Below are 18,703 nucleotides of genomic sequence, written 5' to 3'. Positions count from 1 at the left end.
CGCTTGCCCCGCCGGTATGTCAAACCCCCGTTCATCCCGAGCGGGTCGAAGGGCCGTCTCGCTTGCCGCTCCGGAAAGAAGGGCGGGGCTTCGACAACCCCGGACCGGCTCCGGGGACGAACGGGGGATAAGGCGTCGTTCCGAACTGACCGGGCGCCTAGTGCGCGCCTATGTCAGTTCGGAGACAAGCACTTGCAAGTCAGGCGTCGATCTGGCGCTCGCCTTCGACGGCCTGCTCCGAAGCCTCGGTCAGGGCCGGCTCGACCGGCGCTTCTTCCTGGGCGCCCAGGTCGACGCCGAAGCTCGCCTGGCGGTCCTGGTTGCCGCGGGTCGCCGCGATGGCGATCGCCTCGCAGTACAGGCGGATGGCGCGCGAGGCGTCGTCGTTCGCCGGAACCGGGAACGCGATGCCGTCGGGCGAGACGTTCGAATCGAGGATCGCCACGACCGGGATGCCGAGCGTGTTGGCTTCCTTGATCGCCAGCTCTTCCTTGTTCGCGTCGATCACGAACATCACGTCGGGCAGGCCGCCCATGTCGCGGATGCCGCCGAGCGAGAGCTCAAGCTTGTCGCGCTCGCGGGTGAGCTGCAGCACTTCCTTCTTGGTCAGGCCGTGCGTGTCGCCCGAAAGCTGCTCCTCGAGCGTCTTGAGGCGCTTGATCGACTGCGAGATGGTCTTCCAGTTGGTGAGCATGCCGCCCAGCCAGCGATGGTTGACGAAGTGCTGGTTCGCGCGGCGCGCGGCCTCGGCGATCGGCTCCTGCGCCTGGCGCTTGGTGCCGACGAAGAGGACCTTGCCGCCGGCGGCGACGGTGGAGTTCACGAACTCGAGCGCGCGCGCGAAGAGCGGCACGGTCTGCGAGAGGTCGATGATGTGGACGCCGTTGCGCTCGCCGAAGATGTAGGGCTTCATCTTCGGGTTCCAGCGATGGGTCTGGTGACCGAAGTGCGCGCCCGATTCGAGCAGCTGCTGCAGGGTGACGACAGGTGCCGCCATAGGGATAACTCCTTCCGGTTGTGCCTCTGGGAAGCGAGTGATCGCGAAACGCGACACCGGCTTATGATGCTTCCCATGCGGGTTGAGAGCGGCGCCCCTACTCGAAAGCGAGGAGCGGCGCAAGCGTCGAGATGGGCGGCGCGCCTGGTGCGATTCCGGCCCGCGCGGAACATGCGGGGAACAACCGCTTGACAACGGAACGTTAGCGGAACATAAAGGGTTCACAACGCGGACAGGGAACGTCAGCGGGCGCCAAGGGGTTGGAATCGCAAGGTTCTCGCCAGGTAGGGCGCGTTTTGGGAGCCAAGTGATGACTGCACTGCTTACCGTTCTGCTGTTCGCCGCTGCCTTCGCCGTCGCAGGCTGGACGATCTTCTCGTCGATCGCCGCCGCGCTTCCGCGTATCCGTGAACTGACGGGCCGGAATATCGCCCGGCCGCTGCCCGAGCCGGCGCAGGCCCGCGTTACCCTTCGCTACCCGGCTCCGGCGCGCCGCCCCGCGGCGTTCCCGCTGCGCGCAGCTGCCTGATCCGGCGATAGCTGCGCACGCTGAACGGGATCGACACGAGGTACAGGATCGCGATCGCAGCCAGCGTCGGCCAGGGCGCGGCCACCAGCGCCGCGACCAGCACCACCAGCACGGCGATCGCCTCGAAGCGGATGCGCTGCTTCAGCCGGACGTGCGGCGCGAAGGTAGCGACGCTCGAGATCATCAGCACCGCGACGAACGCGCTCCACGGCGCGACCACGATCGGCGAGCGCAGGTGCGGCTCGTCGGTGAACAGCCACAGATAGAGCGGCAGCAACGCGAGGACGGCGGCGGCGGGCGCGGGCACGCCGGTGAGGAAGCCGGCGGACTTGTGCGGCTGGTCCTCGGCATCGATCTGGGCGTTGAACCGGGCGAGGCGGAGCGCGCAGAACAGCGCATGGATCAGCGCGATCATCCAGCCGAACCGGCCGAGTGCCTGCAGCGACCACAGGTACAGGATCAGCGCCGGCGCCACGCCGAACGAGATCGCATCCGACAGGCTGTCCAGTTCGGCGCCGAACCGGCTTTCGCCGCGCACCATCCGGGCGATCTTGCCGTCCACGCCGTCGAGCAGCCCGGCGATGAGCACCATCAGGACCGCCAATTCCCATTTCCCGTCGATCGCGAACCGTATCGCGGTCAGGCCCGAGCACAATGCGAGCGCGGTGATGGCGTTGGGCGCGATGGCGCGCAGCGGTATCCCGCGCACCGGGCGCATCCGCCGCATGCGCCGCATTCGGCGCGGCCGCAGCACGCGCGCTTCGCGCCGGTCGCTCACTGCGAGATGCCGCTGACGGCGGCGGCTCCCTTCCTGGCGATGATCGTCTCGCCCGCGATCGTCCGCTGGCCAAGCGTGACCTGCGCGACATAGTCGGCGGGCAGGAACACGTCGACACGGCTGCCGAAGCGGATCAGGCCGACGCGCTGGCCGGCGACCACCATGTCCCCCGGCTTGGTGAAGCTCACGATCCGCCGCGCGACCAGGCCGGCGATCTGGGTGAAGCCGATGCGCAGGCCGTGCTTGTCCTCGACGATGAAGTGCTGGCGCTCATTCTCCTCGCTCGCCTTGTCCAGATCGGCGTTGAGGAAACGGCCCGAGATATAGATCACGTGCCGGATCGTGCCGGTGATCGGCGTGCGGTTCACATGGACGTCGAACACGCTCATGAAGATCGAGACGCGCACCATCGGCGCGTCGCCCAGCGCCTGGGGGCCGCGCAGTTCGGGGGGCAGCTCCACCGGCTGGATCATCGTCACCAGTCCATCGGCGGGCGCCACCAGCATCCCCTCTCCCTGCGGCGTCACGCGGATGGGATCGCGGAAGAACGCCGCGACGCCGAAGGCCAGGAACACCAGCGGCCAGGTGATGAAGTCGAAGATGAACAGGCTCGCCAGGGCAATCGCGGCAGCGATAGCCACATATTTGCGCCCCTCGGGGTGAATGTCCGGGAAACGCCACTTCACCGTCGAGGTCCCCAGCGGGGGCTTGTCCATGGATGCCATCGGAAGCCTCTAGCCCCGTGTCGCGGCCAACACAACGCGGGCGAGCGCCTCTTTCCCGCCACGGCTTTGGGGCGTAGGGAATGCGGCATCGTCATCGGGGGACTGCGATGCTGACGGGCGGCGCGATTCGGGGCTTTGCCGAAACCGGGGGCGACAGCGCCGCCTTGCTCCATCCGCCCCGTCCCGAACCGTTCGCGAGCATCCTGCCCTGGCGGATCCTGCCCGCCGCCATGCGCAATCCGATCGCGGCCTGGCCGCGCGCGCTGTTCGAAGGGACGAGCTGGCGCCCGCCCTTTCCCGGCGCGCCCGTGTTCCTCACCGATCCCGCCGCGATCCGCGCCGCGATGGTCGAACATGCCGAGGATTTCCGCCACGGCGATCTGTGGCGCCGGGTGATGCACCCCGCCTGGGGTGAGGGGCTGGTCGCCGCGGAGGGCGCCGAGTGGCGCTGGCAGCGCCGTGCCGCGGCACCCGCATTCCGCGCCGCGCAGATGGCCGCGCTCGCCCCGCGCATGCGCGCCGCCGCCGAAGCCGCCCTTGCACGCTGGCGCTCCGCCGCCCAGCCGCTCGACATCGCTGCCGAAACCGGCCGGATCGCCTTCGACATAATCCTCGATACCGTCCTTTCGGGCGGCGAGGATTTCGAGCGAACCGAGACGGAGGCGCGCGTCGGCGCCTTTCTCAACCAGCTCGAATATCGGCGGCTCAGCTATCTCCTTCTCCCGGACCGGGCCCATCGCGGCAAGGTGAACAAGCCCGCGCCCGAAGCCGCGTTGCTCCGCGCCGATGTCGATCGGATGATCGCCCGCCGCCGCGCCGCCGCGCCGCGCGGCGACCTGGTCGACCTGCTGCTCGATGCGACCGATCCGGAGACCGGTCGCCCGATGGACGACGGGCTGCTGCGCGACAATCTGCTCGGCTTCATCCTCGCCGGCCACGAGACCAGCGCCGTCACATTGGGCTGGGCGCTCTGGCTCGCCGCCGCGCACGCGCCCACGGCCAGGCGCCTGCGCGCCGAAGTCGAGACGGTCACCGGCGGCGGCCCCGTCGAACCCCGCCATCTCGAGGGCCTCGCCTTCACGCGCCAGGTGATCCAGGAAACCCTTCGCCTCTATCCCCCCGGCTATCAGCTCACTCGCGTCTGCACGCGCGATACCCAGGTCAACGGCCGCCGGATCCGCGCCGGAACGCGCATCCTGATTCCCGTCTATGCGCTCCACCGCCACCGCGGCCATTGGCGCGATCCCGACGCCTTCGATCCCGATCGCTTCGCCCCTGGCGTGCCCGTGCCCGACCGGCATCTCTACATGCCCTTCGGCGCTGGCCCGCGCGTCTGCCTGGGCGCCGCCTTTGCGATGACCGAGCTGGTGGTCGCGCTCGCCACGCTCGTCCGCGCCGCGCGTTTCACGCCATTGTCGGCGCCCTTCCCGATCGCCGGCACCAGTATCCGGCCGGACGGCGGCCTGCCGATGCGCGTCGAATTCGCCTGAGCGCCGCAGAATTTACCCACAGCCCAGCCGCCCGGATGCGGCGAAATGCAACCGTGCCGCTTGCATGTTCGTTCGAATTGCCCAAATGCCGCGACTGTCCCCGAATTGTAATAAGGTCGCTCATGCCCGCTTCCACCGCCGCCAAGGCCCGTACCCGTAGCCGCCGTGCGCCCGGCACGCCGTCGCCCTGGGGCATGTTCTTCCGCGGCTTCCTGAAGCGCCCGGTGATGGTCGGCGCCGTCGCACCCTCGTCGCGCTTCACGATCAACAAGATGCTGGCCCCGGTCGACTGGGGGAACACCAAGCTGTTCGTCGAATATGGCCCCGGCGTCGGCACCTTCACCCGGCCGATCCTCGAGCGGCTCGCGCCGGACGCCAAGCTGATCGTGATCGACACCAACCCGGATTTCATCCGCTACCTGAAGCAGAGCATCACGGATCCGCGCCTGATCGCGGTGCAGGGCTCGGCGGCCGACGTGAAGCAGATCATCGCCGACCACGGCTTCGAACATGCCGACTATATCGCCTCGGGCCTGCCCTTCTCCACCCTGCCGCCGGGCGTGGGCGACGCGATCGCCAAGGCCACCCGCGAAGTGATCCGCAAGGGCGGCGCCTTCCTGGTCTATCAGTACAACCCGCGGGTGAAGAACTTCCTCACCCCGCACTGGTCGCACATCGACCATGCGATGGAGTGGATCAACATCCCGCCCGCGCAGCTCTGGTGGGCCTGGAACGACTGACACCGGGAGCGGGGCGCTTGATCCCCCCGCTCCATGCTCCTAGACGCTCGCCAAACCCCTCATAAGGAACAGCGAGCAATGGCGAAGATCAAGGTTGCAACGCCCGTCGTGGAGATCGACGGCGACGAAATGACGCGGATCATCTGGCAGTGGATCCGCGAGCGCCTGATCCTCCCCTATCTCGATGTCGAGCTGAAATATTACGACCTCTCGATCGAGAATCGCGACGCGACCGACGATCAGGTCACCATCGATTCCGCCAAGGCGATCCAGCAGTACGGCGTCGGCGTGAAGTGCGCCACGATCACCCCGGACGAGGCCCGCGTCGAGGAATTCAGCCTCAAGAAGATGTGGAAGTCGCCGAACGGCACGATCCGCAATATCCTGGGTGGCGTCGTGTTCCGCGAGCCGATCGTGATCAGGAACGTCCCCAGGCTCGTCCCGGGCTGGACCGACCCGATCGTCGTCGGCCGCCACGCCTTTGGCGACCAGTATCGCGCGACCGATTTCCGCGTCCCCGGCGCCGGCAAGCTCACCATGAAGTGGGTCGGCACCAATGGCGACGAGCTCGAATATGAGGTGTTCGACTTCCCCGCTGCCGGCGTCGCCATGGGCATGTACAATCTCGACGAGTCGATCCGCGACTTCGCCAAGGCGAGCATGAACTATGCGCTCGACCGCGGCTGGCCGCTGTACCTGTCGACCAAGAACACGATCCTCAAGGCCTATGACGGCCGCTTCAAGGACCTGTTCCAGGAGACCTTCGACGCCGAGTTCGCGCAGAAGTTCAAGGATGCCGGCATCGTCTACGAGCACCGCCTGATCGACGACATGGTCGCCTCGGCGCTCAAGTGGTCGGGCAAGTTCGTCTGGGCCTGCAAGAATTATGACGGCGACGTCCAGTCGGACACGGTGGCCCAGGGCTTCGGCTCGCTCGGCCTGATGACCTCGGTGCTGATGTCGCCGGACGGCAAGACGATCGAGGCCGAGGCGGCGCACGGCACCGTCACCCGCCATTATCGCATGCACCAGCAGGGCAAGGCGACTTCGACCAACCCGATCGCCTCGATCTTCGCCTGGACCCAGGGCCTGTCGTTCCGCGGCAAGTTCGACAACACGCCGGACGTCACCAAGTTCGCCGAGACGCTCGAGCAGGTCTGCATCGAGACCGTCGAGAGCGGCAAGATGACCAAGGACCTCGCCATCCTGATCGGCCCGGACCAGCCCTGGATGACCACCGAGCAGTTCTTCGAGGCGATCCGCGAGAACCTCGAAGCCAAGATGGCCGCCTGGGGCTGAGGCCCCGGCCATTCCTGAACGATCGCGTTCCGGTCAGGCCCCGCCTGGCCGGGACGTCTCGTTCTAGAGGTAGCGCATCCACCACGCCCCGCTTGCGCGCTTGACGGCGGCGAAGCGACGACAGGCGAACCAGCAGGGCAGCGCGACCAGCGCCGCCATCAGCCACAGGCTGCCGACATCCGGCAGGCTGACCAGCCCCTCCACGCCTGTGGCCGCGCTCCAGATCCGGTTGGCCGCGTGCAGCAGATAGAGGTGGAGCAGATAGAAGAACAAGGGCGCCGAACCATATACCGCAAGCAGCGCGACCGGGCGCGCCGGCAGTTTCTCGATCGCCATCAATATCCAGGCACCCAGCCCCAGCGTCAGCAGCAGGAAATCGGCGGAGGGGGGATATTTGGTCAGATTGACGAATGACATCATCGTATCGAGCGCGCTGGGCGTCGCTCGCCATGGCGCCGGCTCGCCATAGCCGTTGATCGCGCGCAGCAGCGCGAAGCCGCCCAGCATCGCCGCTCCCGCCACCAGGAGCCTGCGCTGCCGCCATCCGGCTTCCACCGCCCGCTCGAACCAGGGCCCTGCCGCATAGCCAAGCGCGATCACGCCGATCCAGGGCAGCACGGGGTAGGACGTGCGCGCCTGGGCACCCCAGGGCAGATCGATCAGGCCGCGCTCATGGAGTACCGCCCATAGCACATGCGCCGCCGTCCCCGGCGCGAAGGCGATCGAATCGAGCAGATTATGCCCCAGCACGATCGCCGCCCCCACCCCCGCGATCGCCAGCCGCGGCAGGCGGACGAGCGCGGCGAGTGCGAGCATCGACAGGCCGATCGCCCAGATCACCTGCAGGAATATCCTGTCCGGCGTCGGGTCGAAGGTCCAGGCGAAATTCACCGCGGTCCATTCGAGCGCGATCAGGAACAACCCGCGCTTGGCGAGGAAGGCGGCCGCGGCGGGCGCGCCGCCACGCGGGTTCGCATAGAGCCAGGCCGCAATGCCGGTGAGCGCAACGAAGACCGGCGCGCAGAGATGCGCCGCCAGCCGCGTGAAGAACAGCGCCGGCGGTGTCGTCGCCAGATCCATTGGGTCGCCGACCTGGGCGTGCAGATAGAAGAATTCACGGGTGTGATCGACAAGCATCAACAGGATCACCAGGCCGCGCAGGGCATCGATCGAGGCGATGCGCGGTGCGCGGGCAGCCCCCGGCATTGCCTCGGCATCGAAACGGGGCACCGGCACGGCGGCGATGGGCAGGGTTGACAATATCGGCTCCTTTCGCGACGGGAAATGTTACATCATATCCTGAAAGGCAAGCCTTGCTGAATCGATCGCCCGCGATGGCCCTGCTGTCGCCGCTGTTGCTCTGCGCCCTTCCCGCTTCGGCCGATCCCACCGACGAGGAGAGTGCCGAGGAGCAGGAAATCATCGTGCTCGGCACGCGCGGCGCGCGCGGCGACCGCACGCTCTCTTCAGGTCCCGTCACCGAGAAGATGTCCCAGTCGAGCCGCTCGGTGGAACGCGACCTGCTCACTGCCGCCGGCGTCTATCGCCTCGGCGATGCGCTCGAACTGATCAGCGGTGTCAGCAGCCAGAACAATCGTGGCGGCATGCTCGACAATTTCGCGATCCGCGGCTTTCTCGGCACGCCCGATGGCGGCGCCGAATATTATGTCGACGGCTTCCTTGCCAATCGCGGCATGGCCCCGCCCCGCGATCCGGCCACCGCGGAACGTATCGAGTTGCTCAAGGGCCCCGCAGGCGCGTTGTTCGGAGACGTGGACCCCGGCGGCCGGGTCAATATCGTCACGAAGACGCCCGGCTTCGCGCCGGCAGCCAGCGCCACCCTCACCTTCGGCGCGTTCGGCACCCGCCGGATCGAGCTCGATGCCACGGTGCCGGTCTCTACCAAGCTCGCCGGACGCATGGTGGTCGCCGGCGAGGACAGCGACGGCTGGCGCGATTTCGTCACGCTGAAGCGCCGCGTGGTGTCGCCGTCCCTGACCTGGCGCCCGATCGAGGGGGTGCGGCTCACCTATATCGGCGAGATCACTCGGTTCGATGCGCCATTCGATCGCGGCGTGCCGGCAATCGCAGGCGACGCCAATGCCGCACCGCGCCACGCTTATTACGGCGAGCCGTCGGATGGCGTGACGCGTTTCCGCAACAACCGCCATCAGGTGACTGCCCTGGCAAAGCTGGGGGGCGAATGGGTGTTGAACGGCGGCCTTGCCTGGCGCACCGGATCGCTCAGGGGCTTCTCCTCCGATCAATCGCGGCTGGTGAACGGACGCACGCTGTGGCGCCAGCGCCGCTCGCGCGACTTCGTCGTCGACGATCTTTCCGCCCGTATCGAACTCGCCGGGCAGATCGGCGCCCACCGGCTGAGTCTAGGCGCGAAGGGCTATCTGCTCGACTATGCCGAACGCTGGATGCGCCGCAATCCGAGCGCGGCCATGCCCTATGCGATCGATGTCTTCGCACCCGTCCATGGCGGCGTGCAGCCGGAATTGCTGCCGTTCACCGACAATCGCGAGAGACGCTGGTCCGGCACGCTCTATCTCCAGGACATGTGGGAACTCGGCAGCCGCCTGACCCTTGGCGGCGGCATCCGTTTCGATGCCTATCGCCAGCAGATCCGCAACAACCGCACCGGCGCGACCGGGCGCACGACGGGCGAGCCCGTCCATTTCCGCCTGGGCGCGCGCTACCGCGTGAACCAGGCCATCGCACTGCACGCCAATTGGGGCGAGAGCTTCCTCCTCAACTCCGGCACCGATCGCTTCGGCCGGGGCTTCGCGCCCGAGCGCGGCAAGGGCCATGAGCTGGGAATTACCGGCGCCTGGACGGGGATCGATGTCGCGCTCACCTGGTTCGACATCCGCAAGCAGGGCATCCTGACCAACGATCCGATCGATTCGAACTATCTGGCTCCGATCGGCAGCCTGAAGAGCCGGGGAATCGAAATGGACGCCGCGATCAAGCTCGCGGGGCGCTGGCAGGTCGTCGCCAACTATGCCTGGACCCGGGCGCGGACCGACGACAGCAGCTTCGCAACCGATCGCGTGCTCAACGTGCCCGAGCATGCCGGCACGCTGTTCGTGCTCGGCCGCTTCCGCGACGCCGCCGGACGCGGCCCGTCGTTCAGTGCCGGGCTCAGCTATGTCGGCGACCGGGCCGGCGGGATCGATGGCAGCGGCCTGGTCCTGCCCGCCTATGTGAAGGCCAAGGCCGCGGCGGAATACGCCCTGTCCTCCGCGATCAACCTGCGCGCCGAAATCGATAACCTGTTCGATGCCCGCTACGCGCACAGCTCCTACAGTCCGGTATGGATCTTTCCGGGCCAGCCCCGAACAGCGCGCGTCTCGATGCGACTGGAGCTCTGATCCGATATCGGGCGGAAAAATCGGGGACGCGGGGTTGCAATGCGGGGGTTCCCATGCTGCGCTTCCGCACATGGCCAGAATCCAATTTCGATCCTGTATTCCGACGTTCCCGCACCGCTTCGAATTCGCCGACCGCGCCGCCCCCGCATGCTGAACCTCGGCAATCACGGCCTCAGCGACGCGCTGGTGATCCTCGGCGCCGCCGGGCTGGTGATCCCGGCCTTCGCCCGCGTCCGGATCAGCCCGGTGATCGGGTTCATCCTGGTCGGCGCGCTGGTCGGCCCGTTCGGCCTGGGCAGCCTGGTGCCGACCAATCCCTGGCTCTATCACATCACCATTTCGGACGCGCATGCGATCGAGCCGTTCGCCGAGTTCGGGATCATCCTGCTGCTGTTCTCGATCGGCCTGGAATTGTCGTTCAAGCGGCTATGGTCGATGCGTACCCTGGTCTTCGGCGTCGGCGCAACCGAGCTGCTCGGCGCCGGGCTGATCCTCGCCGCCGTCCTCTATCTCACCGGCCTCAGCACCGGCGGCGCGATCGGGCTCGGCCTGGCATTGGCACTGTCCTCCACCGCGATCGTGCTGCCCATCGCCGGCACCACCAGCGCGGTCGGCCGCTCCGCCTTTGCGATGCTGCTGTTCGAGGATCTCGCGCTCGTCCCGATCATCTTCCTGCTCGGCGCGCTCGCTCCCGCCGCGGGCGGCGAGGCCGGCTGGATCAAGCTCGGCGTGACGCTCGGCTTCGGCCTGGCCACGGTCGCCGTCCTGTTCGTCGGCGGGCGCATGCTGCTGCCGCGCATGTTCGCCCAGGCGGCGCGCACCAAGAGCCCGGAGCTGTTCCTCGCCGCCAGCCTGCTCGTGGTGATCGTCGCCAGCCTGGCCACCAGCGCCGCCGGCCTCTCGCCGATCGTCGGCGCGCTGATCGCCGGCCTGCTGATCGCCGAGACCGAATATCATGGCGAAGTCGAAGCGATCACCGCGCCGTTCAAGGGCCTGGCGCTCGGCGTGTTCCTGATCACCGTGGGCATGCGGCTCGACCTCGACTTCATCGTCCACAACTGGGCGCCACTGCTCGGCGCGTCGCTGCTGGTGATGCTGGTCAAGGCCGCGGTGACGACCGGCCTGCTCCGCCTCTCGGGCGCGCGCGCCGGCACCGCGGCGGAGGCCGGCGTGCTGATGGCCAGCCCTTCCGAGACGACGCTGATCGTGCTCGGCGTGGCCGGCGCGGCGGGGCTGATCAGCCCGAGCACCGCCGCCTTCTGGACCACGGTCACCGCGATCGGCCTCACCGCCACGCCGCTGCTCGCCAAGGCGGGCAGCGCGGTCGCCCAGTTCATCGAGCGCTCGAAGATGGAGGAAGCCTCCGATCCCGCGCTCGAGCAGGTGCAGAACGGCACCGTCATCATCGGCTTCGGCCGGGTCGGCCGCACGGTGGCGGACATGCTGCGCCGCCATAACCTGCCCTATATCGGCGTCGATGCCGATATCGACAATGTCAACGCGGCCCGGCGCGGCGGCTATAACGTGCTGTTCGGCGACGTCACCCGCTCCGAACTGGTCGACAAGCTCAATCTCGGCCATGCCAAGGCACTGGTGCTCACCATGGACGATCCGGTGCTCACCGTGCGCCTCGCCAAGCGGGTGCGCGGCTGGGTGCCCAACCTGCCGATCATCGCCCGCGCCCGCGATTCCGGCCACGCCGCCGAGCTCTATCGCGCCGGTGCGAGCGAAGCGGTGCCCGAGGCGCTGGAGAGCTCGCTCCAGCTTTCCGAAGTGGTGCTCGTCGATCTCGGCCTTGCCGTGGGACCGGTGATCGCCTCGATCCACGAGAAACGGGACGAGATGCGCAAGAAGATCAAGGAAGTCGCCGGCATGGATCGCGAGCCGCGCTTCCGCCGGGTACGCATCGACAGGGGCGGCGGCGAGGAAGCGGACACGCCGGCCTGAGCCGAATTGCGCTTGCCGCCCGCGCCGGCGCAGCGCATTTCAGGGACCTGTTCCCGCTCGGAGAGTCTCGACGATGTTCCTCAGCCTGCTGCTTCTGGCCCATGCCGCTGCCGGCCAGACCGCCGATCCCGCCGCGCCCGCGCGCGCCGGCCAGTATCAGTGCGTCCTGCCCAACCGGGAGAAGAAGACCTGCCTCGGCACCACCAGCTACAAGATCGCCGGCAGCAGCTATGAAGCGACCACCCGCCTGTTCCTTGCCCCCACGCCGCTGATCACGATGGAACTGCACACCCGCGGCACGGTGACGGACGGCAAGTTCTGCGAGACGGTGAAACTCGCCGATTTCCAGGCGGGCACGGTGCTGGTGAACGGCGCGCCGGCCGACGCGGCAACCGCGACCGCGGTGAAGAGCCAGCTCGCCGCCGTCGTCGCCGCGCTCGACGGCAAGGCCAGCTGCTCCGCGATCAAGCCCGCCGAGGACGGCCTGCTGCTCAACGAGCTCAGCATCGATGGCGCCGTCCGCGCCGATCTCAGCCAGAAGTTCGTCTGGGTGAGCGAGAAGGACGGCTACGGCCTGGGAATGTGACGATGATCGCGCCTCTCCTCCTGCTCGCCGCCGTCGCACCGATGCCCGGCTCCGACGCCCTCGCCCCGGCCCGCGCCGGAAAGATCCGCTGCATCGGCCCGGACACGCACGCCCGCACCTGCGCCACCATGGTCCGCTACACGGTGCACGAGGACGACCGCTTCGAAGCGGTGGTCACCGGCGTCGTCTCCACCGAGCCGACCATCCTGATCGAGTATCAAACCTCGGGCCGGGTCGAGGACGGCGCCGTCTGCTCGACCGTCCGGCCGGTCGACTTCGCGTCCGGCAGGCTCAGCAAGGACGGCGCACCGCTCGCGCCGGCGGTGGAGACTTCGGTCCGCGAGCGACTGATGCTCGCGCTCCAGCCCCTTGCCGGCAAGAAGCGCTGCTATCGCGACAAGGTCGATGGCGACGGGATCGTATCCGACATCACGATCGACGGGCTTGTCCGCGCCGATATGAACCAGCGTGCCCTGTGGGTCTCGCCCGAGGATGGCTGGGCGCCGGGCATGTGACCGGCACCCCGCGGCGGTTCAGGCCGCCGCGGTCGCCTCGGCCAGCGCGGCCTTGACTGCGTCGAGCGCGGCCGCGCCCTTGTCGCCGTCCGGGCCGCCGCCCTGGGCCATGTCGGGCCGGCCGCCACCGCCCTGCCCGCCCAGCACCGCCACGGCAACCTTGACCAGGTCGACCGCGCCAACCTGCGAAGCGAGATCGTCGGTGACGCCGACTGCGACCGTGGCCTTGCCGTCGGTAACCGCCACCAGCGCGACCACGGCCGATCCCAGGCGCTTCTTCTGGTCGTCCACCAATCCGCGCAATGCCTTGGGCTCCAGCCCCTGGATCACCTGCCCCCAGAACGGCACGCCTGCGACCGTCTCGACACTGGTGCCGGCGCCGGCCGGCTGCACACCGTCGCCGCTGCTCGCGCCACCGCCCAGCGCCAGCGCCTTCTTCGCCTCCGCCAGCTCGCGCTCGAGCTTGCGCCGCTCCTCGACCAGCGCCGCCACGCGCGCCGGCACTTCGTCGGGGCTGGCCTTGAGCGTCGCCGCAGTCTCGCGCAGCCGTTCGTCGCGCGCATTCAGCCATAGCCGCGCGCCCTCGCCGGTCAGCGCCTCGATGCGGCGCACGCCCGAGGAGACCGCGCTCTCCGAGACGATCTTGAAGATCGCGATGTCGCCGGTGGCATTGACATGGGTGCCGCCGCACAGTTCGACCGAATAGGACGCATCATCGCCCAGCCCCATCGAGAGCACACGGACTTCGTCGCCATATTTCTCGCCGAACAGCGCCATCGCGCCGGCGGCGATCGCGTCGTCCGGCGTCATCAGCCGGGTCTCGACCGCGCCGTTATGGCGGATCTGCGCGTTCACATCGGCCTCGATGTCCACGAGCTCGTCGGCGGTCAGCGCCGAGGGATGCGAGAAGTCGAAACGCAGCCGGTCCGGCGCGACCAGGCTGCCCTTCTGCGTCACATGCCCGCCGAGCCGCTTGCGCAGCGCCGCGTGCAGCAGGTGCGTCGCCGAATGGTTGGCGCGCACGCGGTCGCGGCGATCGGCGTCGACCGTCAGGTGCACGGCATCGCCCACCGCGATCTCGCCCTTCTCGATCTTGGCATGATGCGCATGCAGGCGCCCGAGCGGCTTGGACGTGTCGTCCACCGCCGCACTCGCCTTGTCGTTCCAGATCACGCCGGCATCGCCCATCTGGCCGCCGCTCTCGGCATAGAAGGGCGTCTGGTTGGTGAGGATGGTCACCATGTCGCCGGCGCCGGCCTTCTCCACCTTCGCGCCGTCCTTGACGATCGCCAGCACCTGGCCTTCGCCCTGGGTGCCGGCATAGCCGGTGAATTCGGTGCCGCCCAGCTCGTCGGCCAGGTCGTACCACAGCTCTTCCGAAGCCTTCTCGCCCGAACCCTTCCACGCGGCACGCGCGGCATCCTTCTGGCGCTTCATGGCCGCATCGAAGCCGGCACGATCGACCGTCATGCCCTGGCCGCGCAGCGCGTCCTCGGTCAGGTCATAGGGGAAGCCGAACGTGTCGTAGAGCTTGAACGCGGTCTCGCCGGGCAGCACGCCGCCTTCGTTCATGCCGGTCGTCGCCTCATCGAGCAGACGCAGGCCGTTGGCGAGCGTCTGGCGGAAGCGCGTCTCTTCCTGGAGCAAGGTCGCCTCGATCAGCGGCTGGGCGCGGACCAGCTCGGGATAGGCGGCGCCCATCTCGGCAACCAGCGCCGGCACCATGCGGTACATCAGCGGATCCTTGGCGCCGAGCAGGTGCGCGTGGCGCATCGCGCGGCGCATGATGCGGCGGAGCACATAGCCGCGGCCTTCATTGGCCGGCAGCACGCCGTCCGCCACCAGGAAGCCCGAGGAGCGCAGGTGATCGGCGATCACCCGGTGGCTCGCCTGGTTCTCGCCGCTGGTCGAAGCGCCGGTCAGCGCGCCCGATTCGGCGATCAGTGCCTTGAACGTGTCGGTATCGTAATTGTCGTGGACGCCCTGCAGCACCGCGGCGACGCGCTCCAGGCCCATGCCCGTGTCGATCGAGGGGCGCGGCAGGTCGCCGATGATCTCGTCATTCTCCTGCACGAACTGCATGAAGACGAGGTTCCAGATCTCGACGAAGCGGTCGCCATCCTCTTCCGGCGATCCCGGAGGACCGCCCCAGATGTGCTCGCCATGATCGTAGAATATCTCCGAGCAGGGCCCGCACGGGCCGTCCGAGCCCATCGCCCAGAAATTGTCCTTGGTCGGGATGCGGATGATCCGCGCCTCGGGCAGCCCGGCGATCTTGCGCCACAGCTCGAAGGCCTGGTCGTCCGTGTGATAGACGGTCGCGGTCAGCCGTTCCGCCGGAATGCCCCACACCTTGGTGAGCAGCGTCCAGGCATGGGTGATCGCCTGTTCCTTGAAATAGTCGCCAAAGGAGAAATTCCCCAGCATCTCAAAGAAGGTATGGTGGCGCGCGGTATAGCCGACATTGTCCAGGTCGTTGTGCTTGCCGCCGGCGCGGACGCATTTCTGCGAGCTGGTCGCAGTCGAATAGGGGCGGCTCTCCAGCCCCGTGAACACGTTCTTGAACGGCACCATGCCCGCGTTCACGAACATCAGGGTCGGATCGTTGTGCGGCACCAGCGGAGCGCTGGGAACGCGGGCATGACCCTGGCCCTCGAAATAGTCGAGGAAGGAACGGCGGATATCGTTGGTGGACGTCATAGGCGCGACTTAGTTGCGACGCGATGTTTCCTCAAGCGAAACACTTCGATCAGGGTGAAAGGTCCCGCAACTGTGGCGCGGACGCCATTGTCCTCCAACCGTCAGCCTGAACTTGGCGGCGATCCTCCCCCTTGAGGCGAGCCTCCTCTTCGTCATCCCCGCGAAAGGCCGGGGTGAAGACGAAGGAAGTTGGTATCCCTCGGCCCGCCCGGCCATTTCACCCCATCGGCGCGTCGATCGACCGGGGCGGCTCGCTGAACCATTTCGGCCCGCCATCGGTCATGTGGAAGCAATCTTCCAGCCGCACGCCGAAGCTGCCGGGAATGTAGATGCCCGGTTCGTTGGAGAAGCACATGCCCGGCGCCAGCTTCGTCGTCTCGCCGCGCACCAGGTTGACCGGCTCGTGCCCGTCGAGCCCGATGCCATGCCCGGTGCGATGCGAGAGGCCGGGCAGCTTGTAGTCCGGACCCCAGCCGAGCGAGGCATAATAGCGGCGCACCGCATCGTCGACGCTGCCGGCGGTCGCACCCAGCTTCGCCGCGGCAAAGGCGGTTCGCTGGCCCTGCGCCACCTGGTCCCACACCTTGCGCTGCTCCGCCGTCGCCGCGCCATGCACCCAGGTGCGCGACACGTCGCTCTGATAGCCTTGCACGGTGCAGCCGCAATCCATCAGCACGATCCGGCCCTCGGCCACCGGCGAAGGCACCTTGGTGCCATGCGGATAGGCGGCGCCCTCCCCCACCAGCACCATGCTGAACTCGGGGCTGCCGCCCAGCTTGCGCGTCGCCGCGTCCATCAACGCGGAGACGTCGCGCTGGCTCATCCCCTTCTCGACGCGCGGATGGACCCAGCGATAGGCGGCGATCGTCACATCGGTGGCGAGCTGCATCAGCGCGATCTCGGCCGGCGTCTTGATCATCCGGCAGCCGCGCACCACCGGGTTCGCCGAGACCACCTTCAGCCCGGCCCGCTGCAGGCCGTCGACCGCGAAATAGCGCACCGTCTCCTCGATGCCGACCGGCAGCCGCGCGAGCTTGCGGTCCTTGAGGAAGCCGGCGACCGTCTTCAACGGATCCTCGTCCTCGTTCCACACGCGGACCTCGGCGGGAATCGCCAGTCCCTCGCGGGTGCGCGCTTCCTCGAAAAAGGGCGTCACGATGCACGGCGCGTCCTCGGCCGGCAGCACCACCGCGGTCAGCCGCTCGCTGCGGCCCCAGCGCAGGCCGGTGAAATAGGCCAGCGACGATCCGCCCTCGATCAGCACCGCGCCGATGCCGTTCGCCCGCATCAGCGCCTGCGCCCGGGCGAGCCGCGCGGCGCGCTCCGCATTGTCGATCGGCACGGCGCCCCCGGTGATGTCCTGCAGCGCCGAAAGGTCCGGCTCGGCGGCGCGCAGCACGCCGGGAAGGGCGAGCAGCGGCGCCGCGGCGGCGGCACGGACAAGGGCACGGCGATCGAGGCGCATCGTCATTCTCCGGAAAGAGCGATGCATGCGATAGGGCCCCTTCGCGCGCCGCCGCAATACCCGCTGTGCATAGGGCAGCGCATATCGGCTGGCCGCGCGGGGCTTGACCCGGGGCGCGCAATCCCCTTTGCCTGCGGCCAAAGGATTTTTAGGGGGGCCTCCGTTGGGCAAGCGACTTACCTGGTTCATTTTGGCGGCGCTGCTGCTGGGCGGCCTGCTGGGCTATGCCCTCAACATCTCGCTGTCGGGCACGCCGGAAGGGGCGAAGGCGATCGAGAACTGGGCTTACGGCCTCGACATTCCGACCCAGATGTTCCTCCACCTGATCAAGATGATCATCGCCCCGCTGGTGGTCTCCACGCTGGTGGTGGGCATCGCCCATATGGGCGGCGGCGGCGCGATCGGGCGCGTGGGCCTGAAGGCGTTCTTCTGGTTCGTCTGCGCGAGCCTGGTCTCGCTCACGCTCGGCCTGATCTTCGTCAACCTGCTCCAGCCCGGCGTCGGCCTCAACCTGACGATTCCCGCGGCCACGGCATCGAGCGGCGTCGATCGCTCGAGCTTCGATCTTGCCAAGTTCTTCATCCACATCGTGCCGACCAGCGGCATCGATGCGATGGCGAGCAACGACATCCTCCAGCTCGTCATCTTTTCGCTGTTCTTCGGCGTCGGCCTCGCCGCCATCGGCGAGAAGGGCGCACCGCTCGTCCGCGGGCTCGAGGCGCTGGTGCAGGTGATGCTCACCGTCACCGGCTATGTGATGCTCTTCGCCCCGGTCGCGGTGTTCTGTGCAGTGGCGAAGGCGCTGGCGACCAAGGGCATCGGCGTGGTCGGCGACCTCGCCTTCTTCATGGGCAGCTTCTATCTGGGCCTGTTCGCGCTCTGGGCGACGCTGCTCGGCGCCTGCTTCCTGATCGTCGGCCCGCGCACGCGCACGCTGCTGCGCTACCTGCGCGATCCGATCCTGCTCGGCTTCTCGACCGCCTCGTCCGAGGCGGCCTATCCGCGCACGCTCGACGCGCTCGACCGGTTCGGCGTGCCGCCGCGCATCGCCAGCTTCGTGCTGCCGCTCGGCTATTCGTTCAATCTCGACGGCTCGATGATGTACATGACGTTCGCGTCCATCTTCATCGCCCAGGCCTATGGCATCCATCTCGACTGGATGACGATGATCCAGATGCTGCTGATCCTGATGGTCACCAGCAAGGGCATTGCCGGCGTGCCGCGCGCCAGCCTGGTGGTGATCACCGGCACGCTCAGCCATTTCAACATCCCCGAGGCGGGCGTGCTGCTGATCCTCGCGGTCGACCATTTCCTCGACATGGGCCGCACCGCGACCAATGTGATCGGCAATGCCGTGGCCAGCGTGGTCGTGGCGCGCTGGGAGGGCAAGCTCGACGCGCCGCAACCGATCGAGCCGCTCGTCCCGCCGGTCCAGGGGCCGGCGACCGAGACGGAGAGCTTCCAGGACTATGGCCGCCACTGAGCGCCGGTCCGCGGCGGCACCATCGCCGTTGGACTTTCCCGCGCGAAGATGAAAGTCTCCCCCCGGGGA

15 protein-coding genes are annotated in these 18,703 nt (G+C 68.0%); 9 read left to right on the top strand and 6 right to left on the bottom strand.

Annotated elements, in window-relative coordinates:
* Positions 1-199: 199 nt before the first annotated feature.
* On the bottom strand, positions 200-997 hold the full coding sequence (rpsB, locus tag BGP17_RS03005) for a 30S ribosomal protein S2 (protein ID WP_086129890.1): 798 nt from the start codon (positions 995-997) through the stop codon (positions 200-202).
* 310 nt (positions 998-1,307) lie between these two features.
* Here rpsB and BGP17_RS03000 point away from each other — a divergent pair, with 310 nt between their 5' ends.
* Entirely contained in the window at positions 1,308-1,526 is a 219-nt protein-coding gene (locus tag BGP17_RS03000; RefSeq protein ID WP_286710959.1) for a hypothetical protein, read from the top strand.
* On the opposite strand, the gene BGP17_RS02995 is transcribed toward BGP17_RS03000, so the two are convergent.
* Entirely contained in the window at positions 1,462-2,253 is a 792-nt protein-coding gene (locus BGP17_RS02995; protein WP_167299436.1) for a CDP-alcohol phosphatidyltransferase family protein, read from the bottom strand. The two genes, BGP17_RS03000 and BGP17_RS02995, sit on opposite strands and share 65 nt — an antisense overlap.
* Before the next feature lie 47 nt (positions 2,254-2,300).
* A complete protein-coding gene (locus BGP17_RS02990; RefSeq protein WP_086129893.1) occupies positions 2,301-3,029 on the bottom strand; it encodes a phosphatidylserine decarboxylase in 729 nt (242 codons plus the stop codon).
* A gap of 80 nt (positions 3,030-3,109) precedes the next feature.
* Between BGP17_RS02990 and BGP17_RS02985 the strand changes: the two genes are divergently transcribed.
* The 3 genes from BGP17_RS02985 to BGP17_RS02975 all read left to right on the top strand — a co-directional run bounded on the left by BGP17_RS02985 (position 3,110) and on the right by BGP17_RS02975 (position 6,558).
* Entirely contained in the window at positions 3,110-4,519 is a 1,410-nt protein-coding gene (locus BGP17_RS02985) for a cytochrome P450 (protein WP_286710958.1), read from the top strand.
* A gap of 122 nt (positions 4,520-4,641) precedes the next feature.
* Positions 4,642-5,259 carry a class I SAM-dependent methyltransferase gene (locus tag BGP17_RS02980; RefSeq protein ID WP_167299104.1) on the top strand — a complete coding sequence of 206 codons (618 nt, stop codon included), beginning with the start codon at positions 4,642-4,644 and terminating at the stop codon, positions 5,257-5,259.
* Positions 5,260-5,337: 78 nt separating this feature from the next.
* Complete coding sequence (locus BGP17_RS02975) at positions 5,338-6,558, top strand: NADP-dependent isocitrate dehydrogenase (RefSeq protein WP_167299105.1); 1,221 nt, start codon at positions 5,338-5,340, stop codon at positions 6,556-6,558.
* Positions 6,559-6,621: 63 nt separating this feature from the next.
* Here the strand turns inward: BGP17_RS02975 and BGP17_RS02970 are convergent, their stop codons facing one another.
* Positions 6,622-7,818, bottom strand: coding sequence for an acetyltransferase domain-containing protein (locus BGP17_RS02970; RefSeq protein ID WP_286710957.1), 1,197 nt, complete (start codon positions 7,816-7,818; stop codon positions 6,622-6,624).
* A 74-nt stretch (positions 7,819-7,892) separates the two neighbouring features.
* Between BGP17_RS02970 and BGP17_RS02965 the strand changes: the two genes are divergently transcribed.
* The 4 genes from BGP17_RS02965 (at position 7,893) to BGP17_RS02950 (ending at position 12,986) form a co-directional block, all read left to right on the top strand.
* Positions 7,893-9,938: a TonB-dependent siderophore receptor gene (locus BGP17_RS02965; protein ID WP_286710956.1), complete on the top strand. Its 2,046-nt coding sequence runs from the start codon at positions 7,893-7,895 to the stop codon at positions 9,936-9,938.
* 147 nt (positions 9,939-10,085) lie between these two features.
* Entirely contained in the window at positions 10,086-11,885 is a 1,800-nt protein-coding gene (locus BGP17_RS02960) for a cation:proton antiporter domain-containing protein (protein ID WP_167299107.1), read from the top strand.
* 73 nt (positions 11,886-11,958) lie between these two features.
* Positions 11,959-12,471 (top strand): hypothetical protein, encoded by a 513-nt coding sequence (locus BGP17_RS02955; RefSeq protein WP_167299108.1) that lies wholly within the window; start codon positions 11,959-11,961, stop codon positions 12,469-12,471.
* A gap of 2 nt (positions 12,472-12,473) precedes the next feature.
* Entirely contained in the window at positions 12,474-12,986 is a 513-nt protein-coding gene (locus BGP17_RS02950) for a hypothetical protein (protein ID WP_167299109.1), read from the top strand.
* A gap of 18 nt (positions 12,987-13,004) precedes the next feature.
* Here BGP17_RS02950 and alaS read toward each other — a convergent pair whose 3' ends face one another.
* Positions 13,005-15,686 (bottom strand): alanine--tRNA ligase, encoded by a 2,682-nt coding sequence (gene alaS, locus BGP17_RS02945; protein WP_286710955.1) that lies wholly within the window; start codon positions 15,684-15,686, stop codon positions 13,005-13,007.
* Between the two features lie 217 nt (positions 15,687-15,903).
* A complete protein-coding gene (locus tag BGP17_RS02940) occupies positions 15,904-17,151 on the bottom strand; it encodes a M24 family metallopeptidase (protein ID WP_286710978.1) in 1,248 nt (415 codons plus the stop codon).
* Between the two features lie 163 nt (positions 17,152-17,314).
* Between BGP17_RS02940 and BGP17_RS02935 the strand changes: the two genes are divergently transcribed.
* Positions 17,315-18,634, top strand: coding sequence for a dicarboxylate/amino acid:cation symporter (locus BGP17_RS02935; RefSeq protein WP_167299112.1), 1,320 nt, complete (start codon positions 17,315-17,317; stop codon positions 18,632-18,634).
* The last annotated feature ends 69 nt before the right edge of the window (positions 18,635-18,703 follow it).

It is taken from the genome of Sphingomonas sp. 67-41, from assembly GCF_001899725.1.
In the GTDB taxonomy this organism is placed as follows: domain Bacteria; phylum Pseudomonadota; class Alphaproteobacteria; order Sphingomonadales; family Sphingomonadaceae; genus Sphingomonas; species Sphingomonas leidyi.
The sequence above is the reverse complement of the archived record's forward strand: the minus strand, read 5'-3'. Positions and strand labels throughout refer to the sequence as shown.

Excerpts from the sequence above, each read along its gene's own strand:
- rpsB (WP_086129890.1), bottom strand. The coding sequence starts at position 997 with ATGGCGGCACCTGTCGTCACCCTGCAGCAGCTGCTCGAATCGGGCGCG.
- BGP17_RS03000 (WP_286710959.1), top strand. The coding sequence starts at position 1,308 with ATGACTGCACTGCTTACCGTTCTGCTGTTCGCCGCTGCCTTCGCCGTC.
- BGP17_RS02995 (WP_167299436.1), bottom strand. The coding sequence starts at position 2,253 with ATGCGGCGGATGCGCCCGGTGCGCGGGATACCGCTGCGCGCCATCGCG.
- BGP17_RS02990 (WP_086129893.1), bottom strand. The coding sequence starts at position 3,029 with ATGGCATCCATGGACAAGCCCCCGCTGGGGACCTCGACGGTGAAGTGG.
- BGP17_RS02985 (WP_286710958.1), top strand. The coding sequence starts at position 3,110 with ATGCGGCATCGTCATCGGGGGACTGCGATGCTGACGGGCGGCGCGATT.
- BGP17_RS02980 (WP_167299104.1), top strand. The coding sequence starts at position 4,642 with ATGCCCGCTTCCACCGCCGCCAAGGCCCGTACCCGTAGCCGCCGTGCG.
- BGP17_RS02975 (WP_167299105.1), top strand. The coding sequence starts at position 5,338 with ATGGCGAAGATCAAGGTTGCAACGCCCGTCGTGGAGATCGACGGCGAC.
- BGP17_RS02965 (WP_286710956.1), top strand. The coding sequence starts at position 7,893 with ATGGCCCTGCTGTCGCCGCTGTTGCTCTGCGCCCTTCCCGCTTCGGCC.
- BGP17_RS02960 (WP_167299107.1), top strand. The coding sequence starts at position 10,086 with ATGCTGAACCTCGGCAATCACGGCCTCAGCGACGCGCTGGTGATCCTC.
- BGP17_RS02955 (WP_167299108.1), top strand. The coding sequence starts at position 11,959 with ATGTTCCTCAGCCTGCTGCTTCTGGCCCATGCCGCTGCCGGCCAGACC.
- BGP17_RS02950 (WP_167299109.1), top strand. The coding sequence starts at position 12,474 with ATGATCGCGCCTCTCCTCCTGCTCGCCGCCGTCGCACCGATGCCCGGC.
- alaS (WP_286710955.1), bottom strand. The coding sequence starts at position 15,686 with ATGACGTCCACCAACGATATCCGCCGTTCCTTCCTCGACTATTTCGAG.
- BGP17_RS02940 (WP_286710978.1), bottom strand. The coding sequence starts at position 17,151 with ATGCGCCTCGATCGCCGTGCCCTTGTCCGTGCCGCCGCCGCGGCGCCG.